The sequence below is a fragment of the Pigmentiphaga sp. MLSB6-MA01 genome (assembly GCF_058793475.1).
In genome coordinates this window covers 158,292-181,423 of the sequence record NZ_JBXAFV010000004.1, presented here as the reverse complement: position 1 = coordinate 181,423, position 23,132 = coordinate 158,292, and the positions used below count along the sequence as shown (strand labels likewise).

At 68.1% G+C, this 23,132-nt stretch carries 19 protein-coding genes and 1 pseudogene; 16 read left to right on the top strand and 4 right to left on the bottom strand.

Going from position 1 to position 23,132, the window contains the following annotated elements; all coding sequences use genetic code 11:
* Nucleotides 1-414 (top strand): cupin domain-containing protein, encoded by a 414-nt coding sequence (locus tag AC1Q6E_RS08540; protein ID WP_152795881.1) that lies wholly within the window; start codon nucleotides 1-3, stop codon nucleotides 412-414.
* Nucleotides 415-469: 55 nt separating this feature from the next.
* Here AC1Q6E_RS08540 and AC1Q6E_RS08535 read toward each other — a convergent pair whose 3' ends face one another.
* On the bottom strand, nucleotides 470-1,405 hold the full coding sequence (locus AC1Q6E_RS08535) for a LysR substrate-binding domain-containing protein (RefSeq protein ID WP_152795879.1): 936 nt from the start codon (nucleotides 1,403-1,405) through the stop codon (nucleotides 470-472).
* A gap of 120 nt (nucleotides 1,406-1,525) precedes the next feature.
* Here AC1Q6E_RS08535 and AC1Q6E_RS08530 point away from each other — a divergent pair, with 120 nt between their 5' ends.
* The 4 genes from AC1Q6E_RS08530 to AC1Q6E_RS08515 all read left to right on the top strand — a co-directional run bounded on the left by AC1Q6E_RS08530 (nucleotide 1,526) and on the right by AC1Q6E_RS08515 (nucleotide 5,610).
* Nucleotides 1,526-2,410 carry an HTD2 family dehydratase gene (locus tag AC1Q6E_RS08530; protein ID WP_296557714.1) on the top strand — a complete coding sequence of 295 codons (885 nt, stop codon included), beginning with the start codon at nucleotides 1,526-1,528 and terminating at the stop codon, nucleotides 2,408-2,410.
* Nucleotides 2,407-3,654, top strand: a complete 1,248-nt coding sequence (locus tag AC1Q6E_RS08525; protein ID WP_296557716.1) for a CaiB/BaiF CoA transferase family protein — start codon at nucleotides 2,407-2,409, stop codon at nucleotides 3,652-3,654. Before AC1Q6E_RS08530 ends, AC1Q6E_RS08525 begins: the two co-directional genes overlap by 4 nt.
* Nucleotides 3,651-4,568 (top strand): HpcH/HpaI aldolase/citrate lyase family protein, encoded by a 918-nt coding sequence (locus tag AC1Q6E_RS08520; protein WP_296557718.1) that lies wholly within the window; start codon nucleotides 3,651-3,653, stop codon nucleotides 4,566-4,568. The genes AC1Q6E_RS08525 and AC1Q6E_RS08520 overlap by 4 nt, the downstream gene beginning before the upstream one ends.
* A gap of 67 nt (nucleotides 4,569-4,635) precedes the next feature.
* Nucleotides 4,636-5,610 carry a Bug family tripartite tricarboxylate transporter substrate binding protein gene (locus AC1Q6E_RS08515; protein ID WP_152795875.1) on the top strand — a complete coding sequence of 325 codons (975 nt, stop codon included), beginning with the start codon at nucleotides 4,636-4,638 and terminating at the stop codon, nucleotides 5,608-5,610.
* Nucleotides 5,611-5,655: 45 nt separating this feature from the next.
* Here AC1Q6E_RS08515 and AC1Q6E_RS08510 read toward each other — a convergent pair whose 3' ends face one another.
* Complete coding sequence (locus AC1Q6E_RS08510; RefSeq protein ID WP_296557721.1) at nucleotides 5,656-6,609, bottom strand: tripartite tricarboxylate transporter substrate binding protein; 954 nt, start codon at nucleotides 6,607-6,609, stop codon at nucleotides 5,656-5,658.
* A 63-nt stretch (nucleotides 6,610-6,672) separates the two neighbouring features.
* A complete protein-coding gene (locus tag AC1Q6E_RS08505; RefSeq protein WP_152795871.1) occupies nucleotides 6,673-7,581 on the bottom strand; it encodes a dihydrodipicolinate synthase family protein in 909 nt (302 codons plus the stop codon).
* Nucleotides 7,582-7,794: 213 nt separating this feature from the next.
* Here AC1Q6E_RS08505 and AC1Q6E_RS08500 point away from each other — a divergent pair, with 213 nt between their 5' ends.
* From AC1Q6E_RS08500 to AC1Q6E_RS08460, 9 genes are all read left to right on the top strand, one after another.
* Nucleotides 7,795-8,520, top strand: coding sequence for a GntR family transcriptional regulator (locus tag AC1Q6E_RS08500; protein ID WP_296557724.1), 726 nt, complete (start codon nucleotides 7,795-7,797; stop codon nucleotides 8,518-8,520).
* Between the two features lie 82 nt (nucleotides 8,521-8,602).
* Nucleotides 8,603-9,808, top strand: coding sequence for an MFS transporter (locus AC1Q6E_RS08495; RefSeq protein ID WP_152795867.1), 1,206 nt, complete (start codon nucleotides 8,603-8,605; stop codon nucleotides 9,806-9,808).
* A 312-nt stretch (nucleotides 9,809-10,120) separates the two neighbouring features.
* Entirely contained in the window at nucleotides 10,121-12,079 is a 1,959-nt protein-coding gene (gene parE, locus AC1Q6E_RS08490) for a DNA topoisomerase IV subunit B (protein ID WP_296557729.1), read from the top strand.
* On the top strand, nucleotides 12,079-14,388 hold the full coding sequence (gene parC / locus AC1Q6E_RS08485) for a DNA topoisomerase IV subunit A (RefSeq protein WP_152795863.1): 2,310 nt from the start codon (nucleotides 12,079-12,081) through the stop codon (nucleotides 14,386-14,388). The genes parE and parC overlap by 1 nt, the downstream gene beginning before the upstream one ends.
* Nucleotides 14,389-14,392: 4 nt before the next feature.
* Nucleotides 14,393-15,481, top strand: coding sequence for an MBL fold metallo-hydrolase (locus AC1Q6E_RS08480; RefSeq protein ID WP_296557732.1), 1,089 nt, complete (start codon nucleotides 14,393-14,395; stop codon nucleotides 15,479-15,481).
* Nucleotides 15,482-15,717: 236 nt separating this feature from the next.
* Nucleotides 15,718-16,293, top strand: a complete 576-nt coding sequence (locus AC1Q6E_RS08475; protein ID WP_492572560.1) for an HNH endonuclease — start codon at nucleotides 15,718-15,720, stop codon at nucleotides 16,291-16,293.
* Nucleotides 16,294-16,569: 276 nt separating this feature from the next.
* Nucleotides 16,570-18,474 (top strand): molecular chaperone HtpG, encoded by a 1,905-nt coding sequence (htpG, locus tag AC1Q6E_RS08470; protein ID WP_492572559.1) that lies wholly within the window; start codon nucleotides 16,570-16,572, stop codon nucleotides 18,472-18,474.
* The gene (locus AC1Q6E_RS08465) at nucleotides 18,471-19,286 is read left to right on the top strand and encodes a class I SAM-dependent methyltransferase (RefSeq protein WP_152796513.1); all 816 of its coding nucleotides are present in this window, start codon (nucleotides 18,471-18,473) and stop codon (nucleotides 19,284-19,286) included. Before htpG ends, AC1Q6E_RS08465 begins: the two co-directional genes overlap by 4 nt.
* Entirely contained in the window at nucleotides 19,283-19,792 is a 510-nt protein-coding gene (locus AC1Q6E_RS08460; protein WP_492572558.1) for a DNA-deoxyinosine glycosylase, read from the top strand. Before AC1Q6E_RS08465 ends, AC1Q6E_RS08460 begins: the two co-directional genes overlap by 4 nt.
* 40 nt (nucleotides 19,793-19,832) lie before the next feature.
* Here AC1Q6E_RS08460 and AC1Q6E_RS08455 read toward each other — a convergent pair.
* Nucleotides 19,833-20,720, bottom strand: a pseudogene (locus tag AC1Q6E_RS08455) (LysR family transcriptional regulator); the annotation flags it as partial.
* 164 nt (nucleotides 20,721-20,884) lie between these two features.
* Here AC1Q6E_RS08455 and AC1Q6E_RS08450 point away from each other — a divergent pair.
* Nucleotides 20,885-21,994 (top strand): M24 family metallopeptidase, encoded by a 1,110-nt coding sequence (locus AC1Q6E_RS08450; protein WP_296557736.1) that lies wholly within the window; start codon nucleotides 20,885-20,887, stop codon nucleotides 21,992-21,994.
* Between the two features lie 33 nt (nucleotides 21,995-22,027).
* Nucleotides 22,028-23,101 (top strand): aminopeptidase P family N-terminal domain-containing protein, encoded by a 1,074-nt coding sequence (locus tag AC1Q6E_RS08445; protein WP_492572557.1) that lies wholly within the window; start codon nucleotides 22,028-22,030, stop codon nucleotides 23,099-23,101.
* The last annotated feature ends 31 nt before the right edge of the window (nucleotides 23,102-23,132 follow it).

Here is a 23,132-nt window from a genome sequence, read left to right as displayed (position 1 = left end):
ATGAACATCACGCCGTCCCGGGCCGTCCTGCTCAAGGCAGCCGAGTTGCCAGTTCACGACCGGGGCGGCGGCGCGCGCACCACGCCGCTGGTCGGCCGTCAGACCGGTGCCCAGGGTTTCCTGACCGGCTATACCGAATTCGCGGCGGGGGCGCAGATCCCCTTCCACTTCCACAATTGCGAGGAAAGCGTCGTGCTGATCGAGGGCGAGGCCGTGCTGGACATCGACGGCGAGTCCCATCCGCTCAGGGCGCACGACGCCACCTATATCCCGCCGGGCGTGCCGCACCGCTTCCGCAATCTGTCGGCGACGCGGCCGATGAAGATCCTGTGGATCTACGGCTCGCCGGACGCCACCCGCAGCCTGGTGGAGACCGGCGAGACCCGGCCGATCGCGGCCGAGCACGGCAAGTAGCCGTCCGTCCGGGGTTCTCGGCCCGCTGTTCGCGCCCCTGCGCGAAGCCGCCGCCTCAGGCCGGCGGTTCGGTGCTCAGCAGTGCTTCCTCGATCGCGGCGGGCGTCAGGTCCGGCGCCAGCTTGCCGACGAACTCGTACAGGTGGCGCGGCCAGTAGGCGCCGCGCCGCGCCAGCGCGTAGACGGTGCTGGTCGGGAACAGGTGGTCCACCGGACGCGCGTCGAGCTTGCGGTCGCGCGTGCGGGAATAGGCCAGGAGCGGGATGACGGCCAGGCCCACGCCGGTGGCGGCATAGCTTTTCATGATTTCCACGTCGGTGCCGCGCATGGCGATCTTGGGCGCCAGGCCGGCGGCGGCGAAGGCTTCGTTCACCCGCCGGCCGATGGCGTGCTGTTCGCTATAGGTGATGAGCGGGTGGCGGGCGATGGCCTCCAGCGTCAAGGGCGAGGTCTCGAACACGGGATGGCCACGCTCGCCGATCAGCACGTGCTTGAGCTTGTAGCAAGGGATGGTGGCCAGCGACGGCGGCAGGATCTGCGGCGCGGTGGACAGGCCCAGGTCGACTTCGCCGGTGGCGACCAGATCGGCGATCTCGGACGGCGTGGCCTGGACCAGGTGCAGCCCCACGCCCGGATGGCGCCGGGTGAATCCCAGCACGATGTCCTGCAGCGCGTAGCGCGCGTGCGTGTGCGTGGTGGCGATGGCCAGCCGGCCGCCGGCTTCGCGGCGGTGATCGGACACGATGAGCGAGATGTCGTCGGTTGCCGCCAGCATGCCGCGCATGCAGCGCAGCACCTGGCGGCCCACGTCGGTCAGCCCCAGGATGCGGCTCTTGGCGCGGATCAGCAGCGCCACGCCCAGGCTGTCCTCCAGTTGCCCGATCTGCTTGCTGACCGCCGACTGGGTGGTGTGCAGGGCGCGCGCCGCCCGCGACACGCTCATGTCATGGTCGACGACGGCGCAGAAGGCCCGGATCTGCTGGAGTTTCATCGGGGTATTCCAGAGGTTCGTTTCCAAAATGGAATAGACATCCGCAATTTATCATTTCTCGGAAATAAGGGGCGAGTCTACGATGGGCTTCGTACAAGAGAACTCCAGCGAGACACCATCGTGACCTCCGACACCACGCCCGCGGCACTCGACGCGTTGCAAGCCTGGGTGGGCCGCAGCGAGACGAACGCCGACGCCGTCACCCCCCAACTGGCCGAACGTCTGTCGGCCACCATCGAGTCCTCGCGCGGCGCCGCGTTCGCCCGGGGCGCCGAATTCCCGCAGATGTGGTACAGCGTGCTCTTCCCGCGCGTCGTGCCGCGCTCCCAGCTGGGCCGCGATGGCCATCCGGCGCTGGGCGATTTCCTGCCGCCCGTGCCGCTGCCCAAGCGCATGTTCGCCGGCAAGCGCATCCAGTTCGTCGCGCCCATCCGCATCGGCGACGAACTGGAGCGGGTGTCCACCATCGCCTCGATCACGCCCAAGCAGGGCAGCTCGGGACCGCTGGTGTTCGTGACCGTGCGCCACGTCGTCAGCAACGCCGCCGGCGCGGTGGTGATCGAGGAGCAGGACGTCGTCTATCGCGACAGCACGCTGGCCAAGGACGGCGGCGCGGCCAGGCCCGCCGCGCCCGCTTTCGAGGCCCTGCACCGGTCCGACACCATCGTGGCCGATGCCGTGATGATCTTCCGCTACAGCGCGCTGTGCTTCAACGGCCACCGCATCCACTACGACCAGCCCTATGCCACCCAGGTCGAAGGCTATCCCGGCCTGGTGGTCAACGGCGGCCTGGGGGCGCTGTGCGCCGCCGAGCATCTGCACGAAGCCTGGGGCGGCGTCCGGCTGGCGCGCCTGACCACCCGCAATACGGCGCCGCTGTTCGAGGGCGTGCCCTTCCGCATCGAGAGCCGCGAGGGCGCGGAGCCCGGCGCGATCGAATTCCGTGTCGTGACCGAAGCGGGCAAGACCACGCTGCAGGGCTCGGCCACGAAGGAGGGCGCATGATGGCGTCCGTTTCGCAGCAGGCGGGGCGCGCGCCGCTCGAAGGCCTGCGCATCGTCGACCTGACGCAGGTGGTGGTGGGGCCGTATGCGACGCAGTTCCTGGCGGATTTCGGCGCCGAGGTCATCAAGATCGAGCATCCCTCGGGCGATCTGGCGCGCTGGATAGGCGGGCGTTCGCCCACGCCCGGCATGGCCGCGAAATACCTGCACCTGAACCGCAACAAGAAGAGCCTGGCGCTGGACCTGAAGAAGCCCGGCGCGCTCGATGCCCTGAAGAAGCTGATCGCCTCGGCCGACGTGGTGGTGCACAACATGCGGCCGCCCGCGGCGGCGCGCCTGGGGCTGTCGGCCGAAGACCTGATCCGGCTCAAGCCCGACCTGATCTATTGCAGCGTGGTGGGCTTCGGCCAGGAAGGTCGCTATCGCGACAAGCCGGCCTACGACTCCATCATCCAGGGCGCCTCGGGCCTGGCGGCCATCAATAACGGCGGCGACGGCCAGCCGCGTTTCGTGCCCATGGTCATCGCCGACCGCACCGTCGGGGTGATGGTGGCCAACAGCATCCTGATGGCGGTGGTGCAGCGGCTGCGGCACGGCGGTCCCCAGGTGGTGGAAGTGCCCATGTTCGAGAGCATGACCGCCTTCGTGCTGGCCGAGCACATGTTCCTGAAGACCTTCGACCCGCCGCTTGGCGCCACCGGCGACTCGCGCCTGCTCGACCCCAATTCGCGGCCCGTGCGCACCGCCGACGGCTATCTGTGCGTGACCGCGAACACCGACGCGCAGGTCTTCGCGATGTTCGACGCGATGGGCCGGCCCGAGCTGCGGACCGATCCGCGCTTCGCCGAGAAGCGTGCCCGCTTCGAGAACATCGGCGAGATGTTCCGCATCCGCAACGAGGTGTTCGCGACGCGGACCACGGCCGAGTGGCTGGAGGTCCTGGAAGCCGCCGACATTCCCGCGATGCCGCTGCATACGCTGGATTCGGTGCTGGACGATCCGCACCTGGCGGACACCGGGTTGTTCCAGAAGATCGAGCATCCCACCGAGGGCACGATCACCAACCTGCGCAACCCGGTCCGCTTCTCGACCTACGAGCCGGCGCTCAAGTGGCCCGCGCCGCATATCGGGGAGCACAGCGTCGAACTGTTGCGCGCCGCCGGTCTCGGCGACGGAGACATCCAGGCCATGGTGGCCAGCGGCGCGACGGTCGATCATGCCGCCGCCCGGGAGGAGGCACGATGACGAGCATGGCAGAACAAGCCAAGCAGCGCGAACTGCCGGTCTGGCGGTCGTTGCTCTACGTGCCGGCGAACGTGCCGCGCTTCATCGAGAAGGCGCACACCCGCGGCGCGGACGCCATCATGCTGGACCTCGAGGACAGCGTGCCGGTTTCCGAGAAGGCCGCGGCGCGCGAGGCGGTCACGGCCGCCGCCGCGCAGGTGCGGCGCGGCGGCGCCGACGTGCTGGTGCGGGTGAACCGCCCGCTCGGCCTGTGCGTGCGGGACGTCGAGGCCAGCGTGGGCGCGGACGTGGACGGCATCGCCATCACCAAGGTGGACGGTCCGTCGCACGTGCGGCTACTGGACGAACTGGTGACCGAACTGGAGGCGGACCGCGGCCTGGCCATGGGGCGCACGCGCTTCCTGGTCATGATCGAGACGCCGGAGGCGTTCGAGCAGATGACCGACATCGCCCGCGCGTCGCCGCGCGTGGCGGCCATCAACATAGGTGGCGAGGATTTCGCCCTGAACGGCGGTTTCGAGCCCACCGACGAGGCGCTGCTGATGCCCAAGCAGCGCATGATCCTGGCGGCGCGCGCCGCCGGCGTCATGCCGCTGGGCTACATCGGCACCGTGGCCGATTTTTCCGATTGGGACCGGTTCCGGACCATGGTCGCGCGATCGAGGCAATTCGGTTTCGACGGCGCGAGCTGCGTGCATCCGGGGCAGGTCGCCATCGTCAACGAGGAGTACGGGCCGCGGCCTGGCGACGTGGCGCATGCCATGCGCGTCATCGAGGCGGCGGAGCAGGCGCAGGCCGAAGGCCGCGCGTCGTTCCAGCTGGACGGCAGGATGATCGATATCCCGGTCATCGAACGGGCCCGAAGGCTGATCGCGCGCCAGCGGCGCATCGAGGCCCGGGGAGCCCGTCCCTGAGCCGCGGGGCGGCGGGCTTGGGGGTCCGCCGCTCATCTATATCAATACACACAGGAGACCCATCGCCATGTTCAAGCAAGTCATTACCTCGGCCATCGTCTGCGCCGCTTTCGCGGCCCCGCTGCACGCGGCCGACAACTACCCGTCCCGGCCCATCACCCTGGTGGTTCCCTTCACCCCGGGCGGCAGCACCGACATCATCGCGCGCGTCATGAGCAAGCAGCTGGGCGCGGCGCTCGGCCAGCCCATCGTCGTCGAGAACAAGCCCGGCGCGGGCGGCATCGTGGGCACGCAATACGCGAAGTCGCAGCCGGCCGACGGCTACACCCTGATCATGGGCGCCATCGGGACCTTCGGCGCCAACGCCACGTTGTACCGCCGCCTGCCCTACGATCCGGTCAAGGATTTCGCCCCGATCTCGCTGGTGGCCGGCGTGCCCAACGTGCTGGCGGTCAATCCGGCCAAGCTGGACGTGCGCACGGTGGACGAGTTGATCAAGGCCGTGCGCGCCAAGCCCAATGGCTATGACTATGCCTCGGGCGGCAACGGCAGCGCGGCGCACCTCGCGACCGAATACTTCAAGCTCAGGGCCAACATCCAGGTCCAGCACGTGCCCTACAAGGGCACGGCGCCCGCGCTGAACGACCTGGTCGGCGGCGTGACCTCGATGGTGCTGACCGGCTATCCGCCGCTCTCGCCGTTCTTCCAGGCCGGCCGCCTGCGTCCCATCGCCGTGGCGACCGCCAAGCGCCTGCCGCAGTTGCCCGACGTGCCGACCATCAGCGAGACCAAGGGCCTCGAAGGCTTCGAGGCCAGCCAGTGGTATGGCCTCCTGACCATCGCCGGCACGCCCAAGCCCATCGTGGATCGCCTGAACAAGGAAATCGTGGCCGCGCTGAAGAATCCGGAGACCCTGGAGCAGTTCCGCAAGGAAGGCCTGGAGCCGATGTCCAACACGCCCGAGGAATTCGCCCAGTACATCAAGGACCAGATCCAGCTCTGGCGGCCGGTCATCCAGAAGGCCAACATCATCATCGACTGATGGCCGCGGCCGGCGGCGCGGGGATATCGCTCCGCCGGCCTCGTGCTACTGCTTGAGATTGAGCTTGGGCACCAAGGTCTTGAATGCCTGCCCCTGCCGGGCCACGTCGGACGAGAACTCGGACAGGTCGGCGTAGGCCGGCGTCAGGTTCTGCTTGCGCATGGTGGTCTGGAACTCGGTCGACTGCGACAGGGTCCGGGCCGCCGTGCGCCATTTCTCCACCGCCTCGGCGGGGGTGCCCTTGGGGACCCCCACGCCGCGCCAAACGCTGAACAGCAGGTCATGGCCCAGTTCCTTGAAGGTCGGGACCTGGCCCAGCGTCTCGATCCGCTTGTCCGACATCACCGCCAGCGTGCGCAGCTTGCCGGCTTCCACATGCTGGCGCAGTTCCGCGTAGGCCACGGTGGTGGCCTGCACGTCGCCCGCCAGCAACCCCATGATGGCCGGTGCCGATCCCTGGTAGGGGACGTGCGTGAACGCGATGCCCGCCGATTCGCCCAGCGCCGCGGCCGCCATGTGCGGCACCGTGCCGTTGCCGGCGTTCGAGATCGCGACGCGGTCCGGATTGGCCTTGGCATGGGCCAGGAATTCCTGGATGGTCTGCCACGGCGCGTCAGCGCGGACCGTGATCGACGACGGATCGTCGGTGAAGCGGGCGATGGGCTGGAATTCATCCACGGTGGTCTTGCCTATGCCCATCAGCGGCACGACCAGCATCTCCGGCGTCATCAGGACCAGCCGGTAGCCGTCGGCCGGGCCGGTGGCCACGTAGGACCAGCCGATCGAGCCGCTGGCGCCGGGTTTGTTGACCACGTAGACGGTCTGCGGAAAGATGGGGCGCACCGCGTCGGCGATGGCGCGGGCGGTGTTGTCGCTGCCGCCGCCGGGCTGGTAGGCGACGACGAGTTCCACGGGCTTGGCCGGGTAGCCGGCGGCCCAGGACGAAGCCAGCGCGGACAGGCTGGCGAGTGAAGCGCAAAGCAGGCGGGCGAGGTTCATGGTGCGGTCCTTCTGCTGTGGGAAAGCCCCCGGGTGGCGCCTGGCGCCGAGGGGGCGGGGGGATCAGTAGTCGTATCCCAGCCGGCGCAGGCCGGCCTGGGTCTCGCGGACGATGGCGATGGTGCGCTCCCGCTCGGCGCCCGACAACGGGAGCCGAGGGGGCTTGACGGTTTCCGCGCTGCCGCCGATCAGGTGCTCGGCCAGCTTGATGTGCTGCACCAGCTTGGCCACGGTATCCAGGTGATAGAGCGGCGTCAGCACGCGATACAGCTCGCGTGCCTTGTCGAAATCCCCCGCGGCGGCCAGCGCGAGCAGGTCCACCGATTCGCGCGGCACCGCGTTGGCCATGCCCGACACCCAGCACCGGACGCCCAGCGCGGCGCTCTCGACCACCAGGTCGTCCACGCCGCACACCACGGCCAGGCGGTCGCCGAAGCGGGTGATGAGATCGGTGACGCGCGTGGTGTCGTAGGACTCTTCCTTGAGCGCGACGATGGTCGGCTCTTCCAGCAGGCGGGCCACGACATCGGGCACGAGGTCCACGCCGTAGCCGCGGGGATTGTTGTAGAGCAGGATGGGCAGCGGCGAGGCCTGCGCCACCGCGCGGTAGAAGGCCACGGTCTCGTCGGCGTCCGACTTGTAGGTCAGCCCCGGGAACACCATCAGGCCGTCCACGCCCAGCGCCTGCGCGTCGCGGGCGAAGGCCGCGGCCCGCTCGGTGCTGGTCTCGGCCACGCCGGACAGCACCGGCACGCGGCCCTTCACGGTGTCCAGCGCGAGGCGCAGCACCTGCTGCTTTTCCTGGGGCGACAACTGGGCGTTCTCGCCCACCATGCCCATCATCAGGACGCCGTCCACGCCACGGGCGATCAGGCGTTCCAGGCCGGCGCGGATCGCCTCGGCATCCAGCGAGCAGTCGGGTTTGAACTTGGTCGTGACGGCGGGAAACACGCCTTGCCATCGGATCGTCATGCGGGTGCTCCTTGGAATCTTCAATTCGGATATTGACTACTTTATATTGGATCCAATTTGAAGGTCCATGAAAAACGGCCACGGGGGCCGTCACCAGCCCGACCTGATCGGTCGGTAGCTGTTGGATAGTGGATCCAATATACTTATATTAAAACCCAAGCCCGCCGCGCGTCTGTCCGGGTTTACCTGGACCCCGTCATTTCCCTTTCCGCCATGCCCAGAAACGACATTCCCCCGTCTTCCCTTCCGGCTGCCAAACCGTCCGCCACCAACCGGCTGGTGCGCCGGACCACGTCCGAACTGGTGGCCGAGGCGCTCCGCGACCGCATCCTGTCGGGAGCGATCCCCCCCGGGTCGCCGCTGCGCCAGGAACTCCTGGCCGAGGAACTGGGCGTCAGCCGGATTCCGGTCCGCGAGGCCATCCGGCAGCTCAGCGCCGAAGGGCTGGTGGACGCCATTCCTCACCGCGGGGCTTTCGTTTCCATGCTGTCGCGCGCCGAGGTCGAAGAGTTGTTCGACATCCGCCTGCGCCTGGAGCCCTGGCTGATCCACGAGGCGGCCACGCAGATCTCGGAAGAGGAACTGGCGCTGGCCGAGCAATGCGTGGCGCGCATGGATACCGCGGGACCCGAGCAGTGGGGCCAGCTGAACTGGCAACTGCACGAAGGACTGTACCGCGCGGCCCAGCGGCCCGCCGCGCTGGCCATCGTGCGCGGCCTGCACGAGAAGTCCGAACGCTATTTCCGCTTCCAGGTGGTCAACGCCCCGATCCGGCAGCAGGCGCACCAGGAGCACATGGCCCTGATCTCGCTGTGCCGCGGCCGGCAGGCCGACCAGGCGCAGGCGGTGCTGGAGCGCCACATCGGCGATGCCGCGGAGCAGATCCTGGCCATCGTCGAACGCCTGCTGGACCAGGCGCCGGGCCGCGATCCGGCGTAGCGGGGGCGGTGCGACTACAATGCGCAGGCCGTGGCCGGTCGCGCACGCACCGGCGCCACGGTTTTCCACGATCCATTCCTTCATGCCGTCGCAGCCTCTTTCTTCATCGATCCCGTCGTCCCGCCCAGGAAACATCGTCGTCTGCGCGTCGCTCGTGCTGCTGTTCGCCATGGGCGTGCGGGCGACCTTCGGCCTGTTCATGCAGCCCATGGGACTGGTCCACGGCTGGGGACGCGACGTGTTCTCGCTCGCCTTCGCCATCCAGAACCTGGTGTGGGGCGTGTCGGCCATCCTGATGGGATCGGTGGCCGACAAATGGGGGTCGGGCCGGACCATCGTCATCTCGGCGCTGCTGTGCGCCCTGGGCCTGGTGGGCACGCGCTACGCCGGGTCCGAGGCCATGCTGTACCTGTGCGCCGGCGTGCTGGTCGGACTGGGGCAGGCCGGCACGACGTTCGCCGTGCTGTTGCCGGTGGTGGCGCGCGCCGTGCCGCCGGCGGGCCGGAGCACGGCGATGGGCATCGCCAGCGCGGGCGGCTCCATGGGCCAGTTCGTGGTCGTTCCCGCCGGGCAGTTGCTGATCGACCATGTCGATTGGACCGGCGCGCTGTGGGTGTTGTCCGCGCTGATGCTGCTGGCGCTGCCGCTGGCCACGCGCCTGACGGGCAAGCCGGCGCAGGTCGCGGGCGCCCAGTCGCTGGGCGCGGCGGTGCGCCAGGCCATGGGGCACGGCTCCTATCATTACCTGTTCTGGAGCTACGCGGTCTGCGGCTTCCACACGGCCTTCATCACGCTGCACCTGCCCGCCTTCGTGGTGGACGGCGGCCTGAAAGCCTCGGACGGCGCGCTGGCCATCGCGCTCATCGGCCTGTTCAACGTGTTCGGCTCGTACTGGGCCGGCCGCATGGGCGGCCGCCACAGCAAGAAGCACCTGCTGGCGCTGCTGTACGCGACGCGCTCGGCGGCGATCATGCTGCTGATCCTGTTGCCGCTGACGCCGGCGGTGCTGTACGCCTTCTCGGCCCTGATCGGACTGGTCTGGCTGGGAACGGTGCCGCTGACCACCGCGTTGGTGGGACATATCTACGGCATGCGTTATGCCTCTACCCTCACGGGCATCGTCTTTTTCGGCCACCAGATCGGCAGCTTCGTCGGGGTCTGGCTGGGCGGCAAGCTGTATGTCGCCACCGGCAGCTACGATGTGGTCTGGTGGATGTCGGTCGCGCTGGGCCTGATCGCCGCGGCGCTGTGCATGCCCGTGCGCGAGCGCGCATTGGTGCCGGCATGAGTCCCGCCGGGAACAGGAGGCAAATCCATGGCCGATCACAGCCGGCAGGCACAACCCGGGAGGCGCGGGCGCGTCTGGCGGAAAGTCCTTGCCTGCGCTTTGCTTGGCGCCGTGCTTGCGGTAGCCTTCCTGGGCTATTTGCGCCCGCAACTCGTCGTCGGATGGGACGGGCTCATGGCCCTGTGCGGCTTTTGAACGCCGCCGGCCGGGAAAGGGAGGGGTGCCCAAAAAATGGGCGTGCCAGTCCGACCCGCATGGTTAGGCCCTCCATCCGTAAAATATCCTTCATTTTCCACAGTCGCTGGGGATAACTTGGCCACTCGCTACAACGAAGCTTCCATCCGGGTGCTGAAGGGGCTGGAGCCCGTCAAGCAGCGCCCGGGCATGTACACCCGAACCGAAAACCCCCTGCACGTGGTGCAGGAAGTGATCGACAATGGCGCCGACGAGGCGCTGGCCGGCTACGGCAAACATCTGCAGGTCACCCTGCATACCGACGGCAGCGTGACCGTCGAGGACGAGGGCCGCGGCATTCCCGTCGGCATGCATCCCGAGGAAAACGCGCCGGTCGTCGAACTGGTCTTCACCCGCCTGCACGCGGGCGGCAAGTTCGACAAGCAGGGCGGCGGCGCCTATTCGTTCTCCGGCGGCCTGCACGGCGTCGGCGTCTCGGTCACCAACGCGCTGTCGTCGCGGATGGAGGTCACGGTCTGGCGCGACGGCGCGGCCCACCGGCTGGTGTTCCAGCACGGCGACGTGGTCGAGGAGCTCGCGCAGGTGTCCGACCTCGCGCGCAAGAAAAGCGGCACGCGCGTGCGCTGCTGGCCGGATCCCAAGTATTTCGACAGCGGCGCGATCCCCATGGGCGAGCTGTCGCGCCTCCTGCGCAGCAAGGCCGTGCTGCTGCCTGGCGTGAAGGTCACGCTGCGGGTCGAGAAGACCGGCGAGACCCAGACCTGGCTGTACGAGCAGGGCCTGCGCGGCTACCTGACCGAGGCGCTGGCCGGCGCCGAACTGCTCATCCCCCTGTTCGAGGGCGAGCAGTACGCCGGCAGCGACAACGAGAACTTCGCCGAGGGCGAGGGCGCGCAATGGGTGGTGGCCTGGACCGAGGACGGCAACGTCGTGCGCGAGTCCTACGTCAACCTGATCCCGACGCCGGCCGGCGGCACGCACGAGGCCGGGCTGCGCGACGGCCTGTTCAACGCCGTCAAGGGCTTCGTCGAACTGCACAACCTCAGCCCCAAGGGTGTCAAGCTGTTGCCCGAGGACGTGTTCGCGCGCGCCAGCTTCGTGCTGTCGGCCAAGGTGCTCGATCCGCAGTTCCAGGGCCAGATCAAGGAGCGCCTGAACAGCCGCGACGCGGTGCGCCTGGTGGGCGGCTTCTCGAAGCCCGCGCTCGAGCTGTGGCTGAACTCCCACGTCGAGTACGGCAAGAAGCTGGCCGAACTGGTCATCCGCCAGGCGCAGTCGCGCGTGCGGGCCACGCAGAAGGTCGAGAAGCGCAAGAGCTCCGGCGTGGCGGTGCTGCCCGGCAAGCTGACCGATTGCGAAAGCAGCGATGCCACCCGCACCGAGGTCTTCCTGGTCGAGGGCGACTCGGCCGGCGGGTCGGCCAAGATGGGGCGCGACAAGGAATTCCAGGCCATCCTGCCCTTGCGCGGCAAGGTGCTCAACGCCTGGGAGGTCGAGCGCGACCGCCTGTTCGCCAACAACGAGATCCACGATATCGCGGTGGCGATCGGCGTCGATCCCCACGGGGCCAGCGACGATCCCGACCTGTCGGGCCTGCGCTATGGACGCGTCTGCATCCTGTCCGACGCGGACGTGGACGGTTCGCACATCCAGGTGCTGCTCCTGACGCTGTTCCTGCGGCACTTCCCCAAGCTGGTCGAGGCCGGGCACGTGTACGTGGCGCGGCCGCCGCTGTTCCGCGTGGACGTGCCGGCGCTGGGCAAGCGGCCGCCGCGCAAGCTCTATTGCCTGGACCAGGGCGAACTGACCGCGGTCGAGGACAAGCTGCGCAAGGAAGGCGTGCGCGAAGGATCCTGGAGCATCAGCCGCTTCAAGGGCCTGGGCGAAATGAGCCCCGAGCAGCTTTGGGAAACCACGATGAACCCCGACACCCGGCGCCTGTTGCCGATCACCTACGGCGAGCTTGGCGCGGACGAGACCACGCGCATGTTCGACATGCTGATGGGCAAGGGTGAGGCCGCGCAGCGGCGCTCGTGGCTGGAAGAGAAAGGCGACCTCGCCGAGGTGGATATTTGATGACGGACGAACAACAACCCGGCTTGTTCGAGATGCCGGGCGGCGATGCCGCGATCACGCTGGCGCGCTATGCGGAACAGGCTTATCTGGATTACGCGGTATCGGTGGTCAAGGGTCGGGCGCTGCCCGACGTCAGCGACGGCCAGAAACCGGTGCAGCGGCGCATCCTGTACGCGATGCAGGCCATGGGGCTGGGCGCCAACGCCAAGCCGGTGAAGTCGGCCCGCGTGGTGGGCGACGTGCTGGGCAAGTACCACCCCCATGGCGACCAGGCCGCCTATGACGCGCTGGTGCGCATGGCGCAATCGTTCTCGCTGCGCTATCCGCTCATCGACGGACAGGGCAACTTCGGTTCGCGCGATGGCGACGGCGCCGCGGCGATGCGCTACACCGAGGCGCGGCTCACGCCCATCGCCCGGCTGCTGCTGGACGAACTGGACGAAGGCACGGTCGATTTCGTTCCCAACTACGACGGGTCGTACCAGGAACCCAGGCAGTTGCCGGCGCGCCTGCCCGTGGTGCTCCTGAACGGCGCCTCGGGCATCGCGGTGGGCATGGCCACCGAGATCCCGCCGCACAACCTGCGCGAAGTCGCGCAGGCCGCGGTGGCGCTGCTGAAGAATCCCAGGATCGCCGACGACGAACTCTACGGCCTGCTGCCCGGCCCCGATTATCCCGGCGGTGGCCAGATCATCACGCCACGGCCCGAGATCGCCCAGATCCTCGGCACGGGCCGCGGCTCGATCAAGGTGCGCGCGCGCTGGAAATTCGAGGAAATGGCCCGGGGCCAGTGGCAACTGGTGGTCACCGAGCTGCCGCCGTCCACCTCCGGCCAGAAAGTGCTGGAAGAGATCGAGGAACTCACCAACCCCAAGGTGAAGGCGGGCAAGAAGAGCCTGTCCAACGACCAGCAGCAGACCAAGGCGGCCTTGCTGAGCCTGCTCGACGCGGTGCGCGACGAGTCCGGCAAGGACGCCGCGGTGCGGCTGGTGTTCGAGCCCAAGACCTCGCGGGTGGACCGCGACGAATTCGTCAACACGCTGCTGGCCCACACGTCCATGGAAAGCAGCGCGCCCATCAACCTGGTGGCGGTGGGCAACGACGGACGGCCGCGCCAGAAGTCCATGCGCGAGATCCTGGACGAGTGGCTGGCCTTCCGCACCCAGACCGTCACGCGCCGCTCGCGCCATCGCCTGGACAAGGTGCTGGACCGCATCCATGTGCTGGAAGGGCGCATGGTGGTCTACCTGAACGTGGATGCCGTGATCAAGGTCATCCGCGAATCGGACGAGCCCAAGCCCGCGCTCATGCAGGCCTTCAAGCTGTCCGAGCGCCAGGCCGAGGACATCCTGGAAATGCGCCTGCGGCAATTGGCCCGCCTGGAAGGCTTCAAGATCGAGCAGGAGCTGAAGGACCTGAAGGAAGAACAGGGCAAGCTCGAAGAACTGCTGGCCAATCCGGCTTCGCTCAAGCGCATGATCATCAAGGAAATCGAAGCCGACGCCAAGCAGTACGGCGACGACCGCCGCACGCTGATCGAAGCGGCCGAGCGCGCCACCATCGAAGCCAAGGTCATCGACGAGCCCGTTACTGTCATCGTGTCGCAGAAAGGCTGGCTGCGGGCCCGCCAGGGCCACGGCCATGACGCCAGCCTGTTTACCTTCAAGGCGGGCGATGCGCTTTACGGCGCGTTCGAATGCCGGACCACCGATACGCTGATCGCGCTGGGCAGCAACGGCCGCGTCTATTCGGTGGCCGTCAGCGCGCTGCCGTCGGCGCGCGGCGACGGCGTGCCGGTGACCACGCTGATCGACCTGGAGGCCGGGGCCCGCATCCTGCACATGATCGCGGCGGCGCCCGAGAGCCGCTGGCTGCTGGCGACCGGACGCGGCGTCGGCTTCGTCACCCGCCTGGGCGACATGGCCACGCGCCAGCGCGGCGGCAAGCAATTCATGACCCTGGACGAGGGCGACGGCCCGCTGCGCCCCGTGCCGGTGTTCGACGGCGCCGACTCGCTCGCGCTGCTGACTGACAAGGGCCGCTTCCTGGTGTTCGGCCTGGCCGAGGTCAAGGCGTTGTCGTCGGGCGGCCGTGGCACGGCGCTGATGGACATCGATCCCAAGGACAGCCTGGCCCAGGTCGTGCCGGTCGGGCCGGCGGGGTTGCGGATCACGGGCATCTACCGCAACAAGCCGCACGAAGAGATCCTGTCCGCCGGCGGGCTGGCGGCCTACGTCGGCAAGCGGGCACGCAAGGGCCGGCTGCTGGATGCCAAGCCCAAGCAGCCCGTGCTGTCCCCGGTGTTGTAGCAACATGATGGCCCGGGGGGTGGCGGCGGTCCTGGCGGCTTGCGCGGTGGCGGGGTGTTCCCCCGTCAATCCGTACTATGACCCCGCCCAGCCGCACCATACCCCGCACGGGTTCCGCAACCTGTACTCGTATGCCCATCCGGGCACGCTCGATTTCTGGCGCTGGCAGTTCGACCGCTGGGCGCAGGGCCTGCCCCCGCCTCCGACGGAGTCCCTGGTGCCGGTCGTGGCGGACACCGCGTGGCTGAAGGAGTCCTCGCCCGACGTGCGGGTGAGCTGGGTGGGGCATTCCACCCTGCTGGTGCAACTGGGCCGCTTCAATCTGTTGACCGATCCGGTGTTTTCCGAGCGCGCGTCGCCTTTCGAGCTCATCGGACCCAGGCGCCATCAGCCGCCGGGCATCGCGCCGGCCGACCTGCCGCATATCGATGCCGTGGTGATCTCGCACAATCACTACGATCACCTGGATCTCGCCTCGGTCAAGGCGCTGGCGGCCCAGCCCGGCGGTCCGCCTGTCTTCATGGTGCCCCTGGGCGTGGACGTGTGGTTTCGCCAGTACGTGCCCGAGGCCACCGATCTGCGTCCGCTGGACTGGTGGGGCCAGACGGTGGTCGGCGATGCCATCCTGACGCTGTTGCCCGTCCAGCACTGGAGCGCCCGCACGCCGTTCGACCGGAATGTCTCGCTATGGGGGGCGTGGGCGGTCCAGACCCGCGAACCCGCTTTCAACTTCCTGTTCGGCGGCGACTTCGGCTATTCCAGGGACATCGCCACCATAGGCGAGCGCATGGGCCCCTTCGACCTGGCCGCGCTGCCGATAGGCGCCTATGCGCCGCGCTGGTTCATGCGCGGCCACCACATGAATCCCACCGAGGCCGTGCAGGCGCACCGGGAACTGCGCGCCAAGGCCTCCGTCGCCATCCACTGGGGCACGTTCGAGCTCGCCGACGAGGCGCTGGACCAGCCGCCCCGGGACCTGGCGCGGGCGCGCCGCTACGCGGGCGTGGCGTCCGACGAGTTTTTCGTGATGCACCACGGCGAGAGCCGTGTCTGGCGCGACGGGCGCTGGCTGATCCGCGCGCCGGGGGATTGAACCCCCCCTACGCGCTGACGCGCGCCCCCCAGGGGGCGATGCGGGCGGACTGGCGGAGCCAGATCCGCCGCATCCTGGGTCTGCATTGTTTGTCTCGGTGCGAAGTGCCGTGTTCTTACGCGGTGTCGGCGGGGTGGATGTTGTGCGGAATCGGCATTTGTCTTGATTTGGTCATTGATGCGCTGTATAAAAAACCAGTAAAAGATAGCGATAGGCAATCCACACAGGAGAAAACTGTGGCTCATCTGGTTCTCGCGCTCGATGTCGCCGGCACGCCGGTGCATTGGGTCGACATCGAAAAAGCCATCTGCCTGCACGTGGCGGGAAGGGTGGCGTGGGAACTGGGGGATACCACCGTCACCTATCGCGGGGGGACGAACCGCCTGACCGGGCTCGTGTCCACCGCCAGCACCGCCAGCATCATCGCGGTGCGCGGCCGCGAGTTCCGCGGCGATCGCTCCGCCTCCATCAGCATCAGCCGCGAGCGCCTGTTCTCGCGCGACATGCATGTCTGCGCCTATTGCGGCGGCTGTTTCCCGGAATCCGAACTGACCATCGAGCACGTCCGCCCCGAGTCGCGCGGCGGCGCCAATACCTGGGAGAACGTGGTCACGGCCTGCCGCTCGTGCAACCAGCGCAAGGGCAACCGCACCCCCGAGCAGGCCGGCATGCCGCTGCTCTACCTGCCGTACCGGCCCAACCGCTGGGAGGGCATGATCCTGCGCAATCGCCGCATCCTGGCCGACCAGATGGAGTTCCTGCTGGCCGGCGTGCCGATTACCAGTCGGTTAGGGCCCCCCCCTACGCGCTGAGGGGGAAAGCCCACCCCCTACGCCCTTCGGGCGCCCCTGCAGGTAGTCCACCCCACGCGGCCTATGGCCGCGCCCCTCAAGGGGCGGCGCTGGCGGACCGGCGGAGCCGGATCCGCGGCGCTCAGGGTCAGGGTGGGGCTGTTATGCTTGAAAAAGGTGCGCGCGGCCTTATCTAGGCCGCGTGAGCTTTTTGCTTCAGCCGAACAACTTCCTTTCGTCAACCGCCATGCCTGGCGCGCCTGAACCTGGCGCGCCGGGATGGGCCTTGTTATTGCCATGAGTCAGACCAACACCTCCGAAACCCTGGGCTTCCAGACCGAAGTCAAGCAGTTGCTGCACCTGATGATCCACTCGCTGTACAGCAACAAGGAAATCTTCCTGCGCGAGCTGGTCTCCAATGCGTCCGACGCCTGCGACAAGCTGCGTTTCGAGGCCATCGACCGGCCGGAACTGCTGGAAGGCGACGGCGAGACGGCCATCCGCGTGGGCTTCGACAAGGCCGCGCGGACCATCACGATTTCCGACAATGGCATCGGCATGACGCGGGACGAGGCCATTGCCAACCTGGGCACCATCGCTCGTTCGGGCACGCGCGAGTTCTTCCAGCAACTGACCGGCGACAAGCAGAAGGATGCGCAACTGATCGGCCAGTTCGGCGTGGGGTTCTATTCGTCGTTCATCGTCGCGCGGAAGGTCACCGTCATCAGCCGCCGCGCGGGCCTGCCGGCGGACCAGGCGATACGCTGGGAATCGGCCGGCGACGGCGAGTTCACGATCTCGGCGGCCGAGAAGGCCGGGCGCGGCACGGACATCATCCTGACGCTGCGCGAGGACGAGGACGACTTCCTGTCGTCGTGGAAGCTGCGCGACATCCTGCGGCGCTATTCGGACCACATCTCCGTTCCCATCCTGATGAAGAAAGAGGAGTGGGACGCCGAGAAATCCGAGCAGGTCACGCGCGACGAGGACGAGACCGTCAACCAGGCCAGCGCCCTGTGGACGCGCAGCAAGTCCGAGATCACCGACGAGCAGTACGCCGAGTTCTACAAGCACGTCGCGCACGATTTCGAGGAACCGCTGGCCTGGAGCCACAACCGGGTCGAAGGCCGCAGCGAATATACGCAACTGTTGTACGTGCCCCGGCGCGCCCCGTTCGACATGTGGGACCGCAACAAGAAGCACGGGGTCAAGCTGTACGTGAAGCGCGTCTTCATCATGGACGATGCCGAGCAACTGTTGCCCGCCTACCTGCGCTTCGTGCGCGGGGTCATCGATTCGGCCGACCTGCCGCTGAACGTGTCGCGCGAGATCCTGCAGGAAAGCCGCGACGTGCGCGCCATCCGCGAAGGCAGCGCCAAGCGCGTGCTGGGCCTGCTGGAAGACCTGGCGGAGAACCGCAAGGACGACTACGCGACGTTCTGGACCGAGTTCGGCCAGGTGCTCAAGGAAGGCGTGGGCGAGGACGCGGCCAACCTGGAGCGCATCCTGAAGCTGCTGCGCTTCGCGTCCACGCAGGACGGCACCCCCGCGCAGACGGTATCGCTGGCCGACTACGTGGCCCGCATGAAGGAAGGCCAGGACAAGATCTACTACGTCACCGCCGAGACCTTCGCCGCGGCCAGCAGCAGTCCGCACCTGGAAATCTTCCGCAAGAAGGGCATCGAGGTCCTGCTGCTGAGCGATCGTGTCGATGAATGGATGCTGTCCTTCGTCAACGAATTCGACGGCAAGCCGCTGACCTCCATCGCCAAGGGCGGCCTGGACCTGGGCGCGCTGGCCGACGAGGAAGAGAAGAAGCAGCAGGACGAGGTCTCGGAAGAGCTCAAGCCGGTGGTCGAGCGGCTCAAATCCGCGCTGGGCGAGGCGGTCAAGGACGTGCGCGTGACCTTCCGCCTGGTCGATTCCCCCGCCTGCGTGGTGGTGGACCAGCAGGACATGAGCCAGCACCTGCAACGCCTGCTCAAGGCGGCCGGTCAGGCCGCGCCCGAGTCGCGCCCCATCCTGGAGATCAACCCGGGCCATCCGCTGATCGCGCGCGTGCGGCAGGCCGGCGATGCCGATTTCGGCCAGTGGGCCCGGCTGCTGCTGGACCAGGCCTTGCTGGCCGAGGGCGCGTCGCTGGAGGATCCGGCCGCGTTCGTGCGCAGCATGAACAGCCTGTTGCTGAGCCAGGCCTCTTGAGCCGCGGGACGCAACGGTCCGGGCCGGACCGGCGGCGGGCCGCCGGTCCCAGCGAGCTCGACGAGCCGACCTTCTCGGAAGAGGGGGGCGTTCGCTACCTGCATTTCGGCAGCCCCTGGATCCAGGGCGCGATGCGGATACGCAGTCCCTTCACGCTGGAGCTGGAATACACGCGGCAGATGATGGCGTGGCTGCTGTTCCTCGATCCGCCGCCGGCCGGCGGCGAGCAGGCCATCGGCACGCTGGGGCTGGGCGCGGGGTCCTTGACGCGCTTCTGCCTGAAGCACACCGACAGCCTGGTCCACGTGGTGGAATGGAATCCCAGCGTGACCGCCGCCTGTCGCGCCTATTTCCGCCTGCCCGCCGACAACGAGCGTTTCACGGTGACGCATGACGACGCGGGTGCCTGGGTGGAGGGCATCGCCAACCGAGGCAGTTGCCGCGCCTTGATGGTGGATTTGTACGACCATACCGCGCGTGGCCCGGTGCGTGATTCCGTCGAGTTCTACCGTGGGTGCCGGCGGGTGGTCAGCGCCAACGCGAGCCAGGCCGGCATCGTGACCGTCAACCTGTTCGGCGCCCACGACAGCTACGAACACAATCGCCGCAATCTCGATGAAGCGTTCGAGGGGCGGGTGGTCGAGTTGCCGGAAATCGAGGAAGGCAACCGGGTGGCGATCGCCCTGGCCGGCCCGGCCTTGCGGATCGACGCGCAGGCGCTGCTGGCGCGTGCCGACGAGGTGGAAAACCGCTACGGCCTGCCGGCGCGCAAATGGGCGCGTTCGCTGGCACCGGACCTGGGGCGATTGTGAGCGCCGCGGCGCAGGCCCAGCTCAGCGGTTTTCCGCCGGTCTTGGCGGCCGACGCCGAAGTGCTGGTGCTGGGCAGTTTCCCGGGGGTGGCTTCGCTGAACATGGGCCAGTACTACGCCCATCCCCGCAACCAGTTCTGGCGCCTGCTGGGCGCCTGCCTGGAGGTCGAGGCCCTGCACCAGATGCCCTACGAGGAACGCCTGCGCGTCGCCATCCGGCATCGCGTGGGCATCTGGGACGTCGTCGCCAACTGCAGGCGCCAGGGCAGCCTGGATGCGGCGGTGACGGCGGCCGAGGTCAATCCGCTTGCCGCCTATCTGCGGGAACATGCGCCACGGCTCGAATGCATAGGCTTCAACGGCGGCCTGTCCTGGAAGCTGGGCCATCACCTGGCCGACTACGGCTACCGTGTGTTCCGGCTGGCTTCTTCGTCGCCGGCTGCCGCGATGTATAGCTTCGAGCAGAAACTGGAGCAATGGCGGCCCCTGTTCGCATGTCGGTCGTGATCTCCTGCGCCAGCAGGTCGTCCGTCAGGTGGCGGATTTCCTGGATCAAGGCCTTGCTGGCCGTCGACAGCATGGTGTCGCGCCGGTAGGCGACGCCGATCATGTGGGTGCTCAGCAGTTTCTTGCTCACTGCCGGCTGGAGCGGCAGTTCCACGATGTTGCCGGTGTGTTTCTCCAGGCGGGCGGAGTCGTAGCGGGCCAGGCCGATGCAATCGCTCGCCACCAGGGTCGAGCGGAAGAAATAGAAGGAATCGGTGCGGATCACGCTGTTGGCGAAGGGCGTGCCCTGCGCGCGCATCATCTGCCTGAGCATGACTTCCAACTGCGAGCATTCCGACAGCACCAGCCAGGGGTAGTCGGCCAGGTGGCCGCCGGTGCCGTCGAAGGTTTCCAGTATCGGATGGTCGGCGCGCACGAACAGGGCGGTGCGATCGGGAAACAAAGGCTCGGAGACCAGTTCGTCGGCGTATTCGTCGTCTTCGATCCCGACGATGACGAAATCCAGGTCGCCGCGCAACAGCGGGCCCAGCATGCTGCTGCGATGGCCGAACCGATAGTTCACCGTCAGCCGCCGGGCGCGCTGCGTCAGGTTCAAGGTGGCCTTGGGCAGGATCTGGTTCTGCAGCAGGCCCGGCACCACGCCCACGTTGACCTCGCCCATCGAGACGTCGCGCAGCGCGCGCGCTTCGCTTTCCAGCTTGCGGAATTCAGCGTCGACCAGCTTGGCGCGGGTATAGATGGTTTCGCCGAAGGACGTCAGGCTGACGCCGCGCGCGTTGCGGGTGAACAGCTCCACCCCCAGCGCTTCCTCCAGGTCTTGCAGGTCTTTCGTCAGTGACGGCTGCGAAACGTTCAGGTGCGCGGCCGCCTTGTTGATGCTGCCGAGTTCGGCGATGGCCAGGAAGCGTTTGAGCGTGCGCAGGTTCATGGCGCCAGCATATCAATATTTCCGATAGCTGGTGGATAAAATTGTATTTGTTGTCTATATCTGGCCTGCGTATTCTGTCGCCCATGACGAGTCCGCCGAGAGCGGACGCCAGAAACGACAGACCGGGCCGCGGGCGCCCGGCGGGAAGGTGGGAGAGACAGCATATGAGTGCGAAGCTCAGGGACGAGCGGGGTACCCGTTTGCGCGCCGCCATGGAGCGGGCAGGCCTGGACCTGCTGGTGGTGACGGGCAATGCCTGGCGTAGCGACTATCTGCGCTACGCGCTGGATGTGACGCCGATGGAAGGCCAGGCCGTGGCCTTCGTCACCGCGGACGACGCCTGGCTGATGGTCGAGACGCCGGCCGAGGCCGAGCGCATCGCGGCGGAGCAGCCGGGCCTGAAGGTGGAGTGGAGCACCGACCTGCTGGTCCGGGCGCGGCATGCATTGGATGCCGTCAGGCCCGAGCGCACCGGACTCGCGCCCGCGCATTCGACACCGGTGCTGCTGGCCCGCAGCGCCGCGGGGGCCGGCATGCAGGCGGCCACCGCCATGCTCGATGGCTTGATGGTGCGCAAGACCGCCGCCGAGGCGGACCGGGTCGAGCAGGCGGTGCGCCTGGCCGACGAAGGCTATGAGGTCTTTCGCGCGGCTGCCAGGGTGGGCAAGCGGGAGTTCGAACTGGTGGGCGAGCTGGAAGCCTGGCTGCGGACCCAGGGCTGTCCGGAGAATTTCATGATCATGGGGTCGGGCGGCAAGGAAGTCCGCACCATGCGCCCGCCGGGCGAGCGTCGCCTGGCCGAAGGCGACCTGGTCACGACCGAACTCACGCCCTGCCTGGAAGGGTATTACGCGCAGATCTGCCGCACCCTGGTGCTGGGCGCGCCCACGCGCGAGCAGCTCGATTCCTACCAGGTGTACCTGGACGCGCTGGAAGCCGGCATCGCCGAGGTGAAGCCGGGCAATACCCATGGCGACGTGGCGCGCGCGCAGAACGACGTATTCCGCCGCCATGGCCTGGGCGAGTACGTGACCTCCAAGTACACCCGTGTGCGCGGCCATGGCATGGGGCTCTACGTCGACGGTCCGCACGTGCTGGAAGACGTCGATCTGGTGCTGGAGCCCGACATGACCCTGGTCGTGCATCCCAACACCTACCACCCGGTGGCCGGCTACATCGTGCTGGGCGACACCGTGCGCGTGACCGCCAGTGGCTGCAAGGTGCTGACCCGCACGCCGCGCGAGTTGCGCAGCGCCCCGGCCGGCCTGGCCTGATCCGGTATCGGAATTCACAGAAGGATTCGTTTTATGCGTCGCGGACTCATGAGCTGGTCGCGGGAAGAACTGCCGGCCTCGGTGCTGGACGAGCGCGTTGCGCGCCTGCGGGCCGGGATGAATCGGGAAGGCCTGGCGGCCGTGCTGGCCTATACCTCGTTTGCCGAGCCGGCCGCCGTGCACTGGCTGAGCAATTTCACGCCGTACTGGAGCGAAGCCATGCTGGTGGTGCTGCCGGACGAGGCGCCTATCCTGCTGGCGTCGCTCACGCCGCGCGTGCACGGCTGGATACGCGAAGTCTCGCATCTGGGCGAAGTCGTGTCGGCGCCCAAGCTCGCCCAGGGCGTGCTGGACATGCTGGCCGCCAAGGGCGTGCAGTCCGGCTCGCGCCTGGGCGTGATCGGCCTGGACAGCCTGCCGGCGGCGGTGGCCTTGCCGCTGATGAAGGCCTGGGGAACCGCGGCCATCGTCGATGCCGCGTCCTTGTTCGCCTCGGTGCGCCAGCCTTGCGGCAAGGAAGAACTGGCGCTGGCGGACCGCGCGCTGGGCATCGCCCGGCACGCCGTGGCCGGGGTGCCGGGCGATGTCCGGAACACGTCGGCGCTGGCGGCGGCCATCGAGGCCAGCGTGCGTGCCGCCGGTGCCGAGGAAGTGCTCTATCGCGTGGCGCCCGACCTGTCGCGCAGCGGCGCGCTGCGACGGCTGGAGGGGGAGTTTCCGCTCGGTCCGGCCTATGCCCTGGAGTTGTCGGTGGCCTACAAGGGCCATTGGATCCGCCTGGGGAGCAGTCGTGCGCGGGGGGAGACGCCCGCTGGCTGGGAGGCCGCCCAGGCCGGGTTCGCCGGCAGCCTGGCGCGGTTGGCCGAAGAGGGCGCCGATGGGCTGTCCGCCGCGCCGGCCGGTTTGTCGCGCTGGACGCTGGAGTCTTGCCTGGGCGTGCAGCCCCTGACCCTGGCGCGCACGGATGAACAGGAGTTCGCGCGCTTGCCGCCGGGCAGCCTGGCGGTGTTCTCCGCCCACGCGGCGCTGGACGGCGGCCACTGGTACCAGAGCGCGCCGCTGACGCTGGGCGGCGGCGGGCAGCGCGGGCAGGTATTGCGCGGCTGACACACGGCCCGGAAACGAACGTGGCGCATGG

Coding starts and splice junctions, on each gene's coding strand:
- AC1Q6E_RS08540 (WP_152795881.1), top strand. CDS start 1: ATGAACATCACGCCGTCCCGGGCCGTCCTGCTCAAGGCAGCCGAGTTG.
- AC1Q6E_RS08515 (WP_152795875.1), top strand. CDS start 4,636: ATGTTCAAGCAAGTCATTACCTCGGCCATCGTCTGCGCCGCTTTCGCG.
- AC1Q6E_RS08450 (WP_296557736.1), top strand. CDS start 20,885: ATGAGTGCGAAGCTCAGGGACGAGCGGGGTACCCGTTTGCGCGCCGCC.
- AC1Q6E_RS08495 (WP_152795867.1), top strand. CDS start 8,603: ATGCCGTCGCAGCCTCTTTCTTCATCGATCCCGTCGTCCCGCCCAGGA.
- AC1Q6E_RS08525 (WP_296557716.1), top strand. CDS start 2,407: ATGATGGCGTCCGTTTCGCAGCAGGCGGGGCGCGCGCCGCTCGAAGGC.
- AC1Q6E_RS08480 (WP_296557732.1), top strand. CDS start 14,393: ATGATGGCCCGGGGGGTGGCGGCGGTCCTGGCGGCTTGCGCGGTGGCG.
- AC1Q6E_RS08500 (WP_296557724.1), top strand. CDS start 7,795: ATGCCCAGAAACGACATTCCCCCGTCTTCCCTTCCGGCTGCCAAACCG.
- AC1Q6E_RS08520 (WP_296557718.1), top strand. CDS start 3,651: ATGACGAGCATGGCAGAACAAGCCAAGCAGCGCGAACTGCCGGTCTGG.
- AC1Q6E_RS08510 (WP_296557721.1), bottom strand. CDS start 6,609: ATGAACCTCGCCCGCCTGCTTTGCGCTTCACTCGCCAGCCTGTCCGCG.
- parC (WP_152795863.1), top strand. CDS start 12,079: ATGACGGACGAACAACAACCCGGCTTGTTCGAGATGCCGGGCGGCGAT.
- htpG (WP_492572559.1), top strand. CDS start 16,570: ATGAGTCAGACCAACACCTCCGAAACCCTGGGCTTCCAGACCGAAGTC.
- AC1Q6E_RS08535 (WP_152795879.1), bottom strand. CDS start 1,405: ATGAAACTCCAGCAGATCCGGGCCTTCTGCGCCGTCGTCGACCATGAC.
- AC1Q6E_RS08445 (WP_492572557.1), top strand. CDS start 22,028: ATGCGTCGCGGACTCATGAGCTGGTCGCGGGAAGAACTGCCGGCCTCG.
- AC1Q6E_RS08505 (WP_152795871.1), bottom strand. CDS start 7,581: ATGACGATCCGATGGCAAGGCGTGTTTCCCGCCGTCACGACCAAGTTC.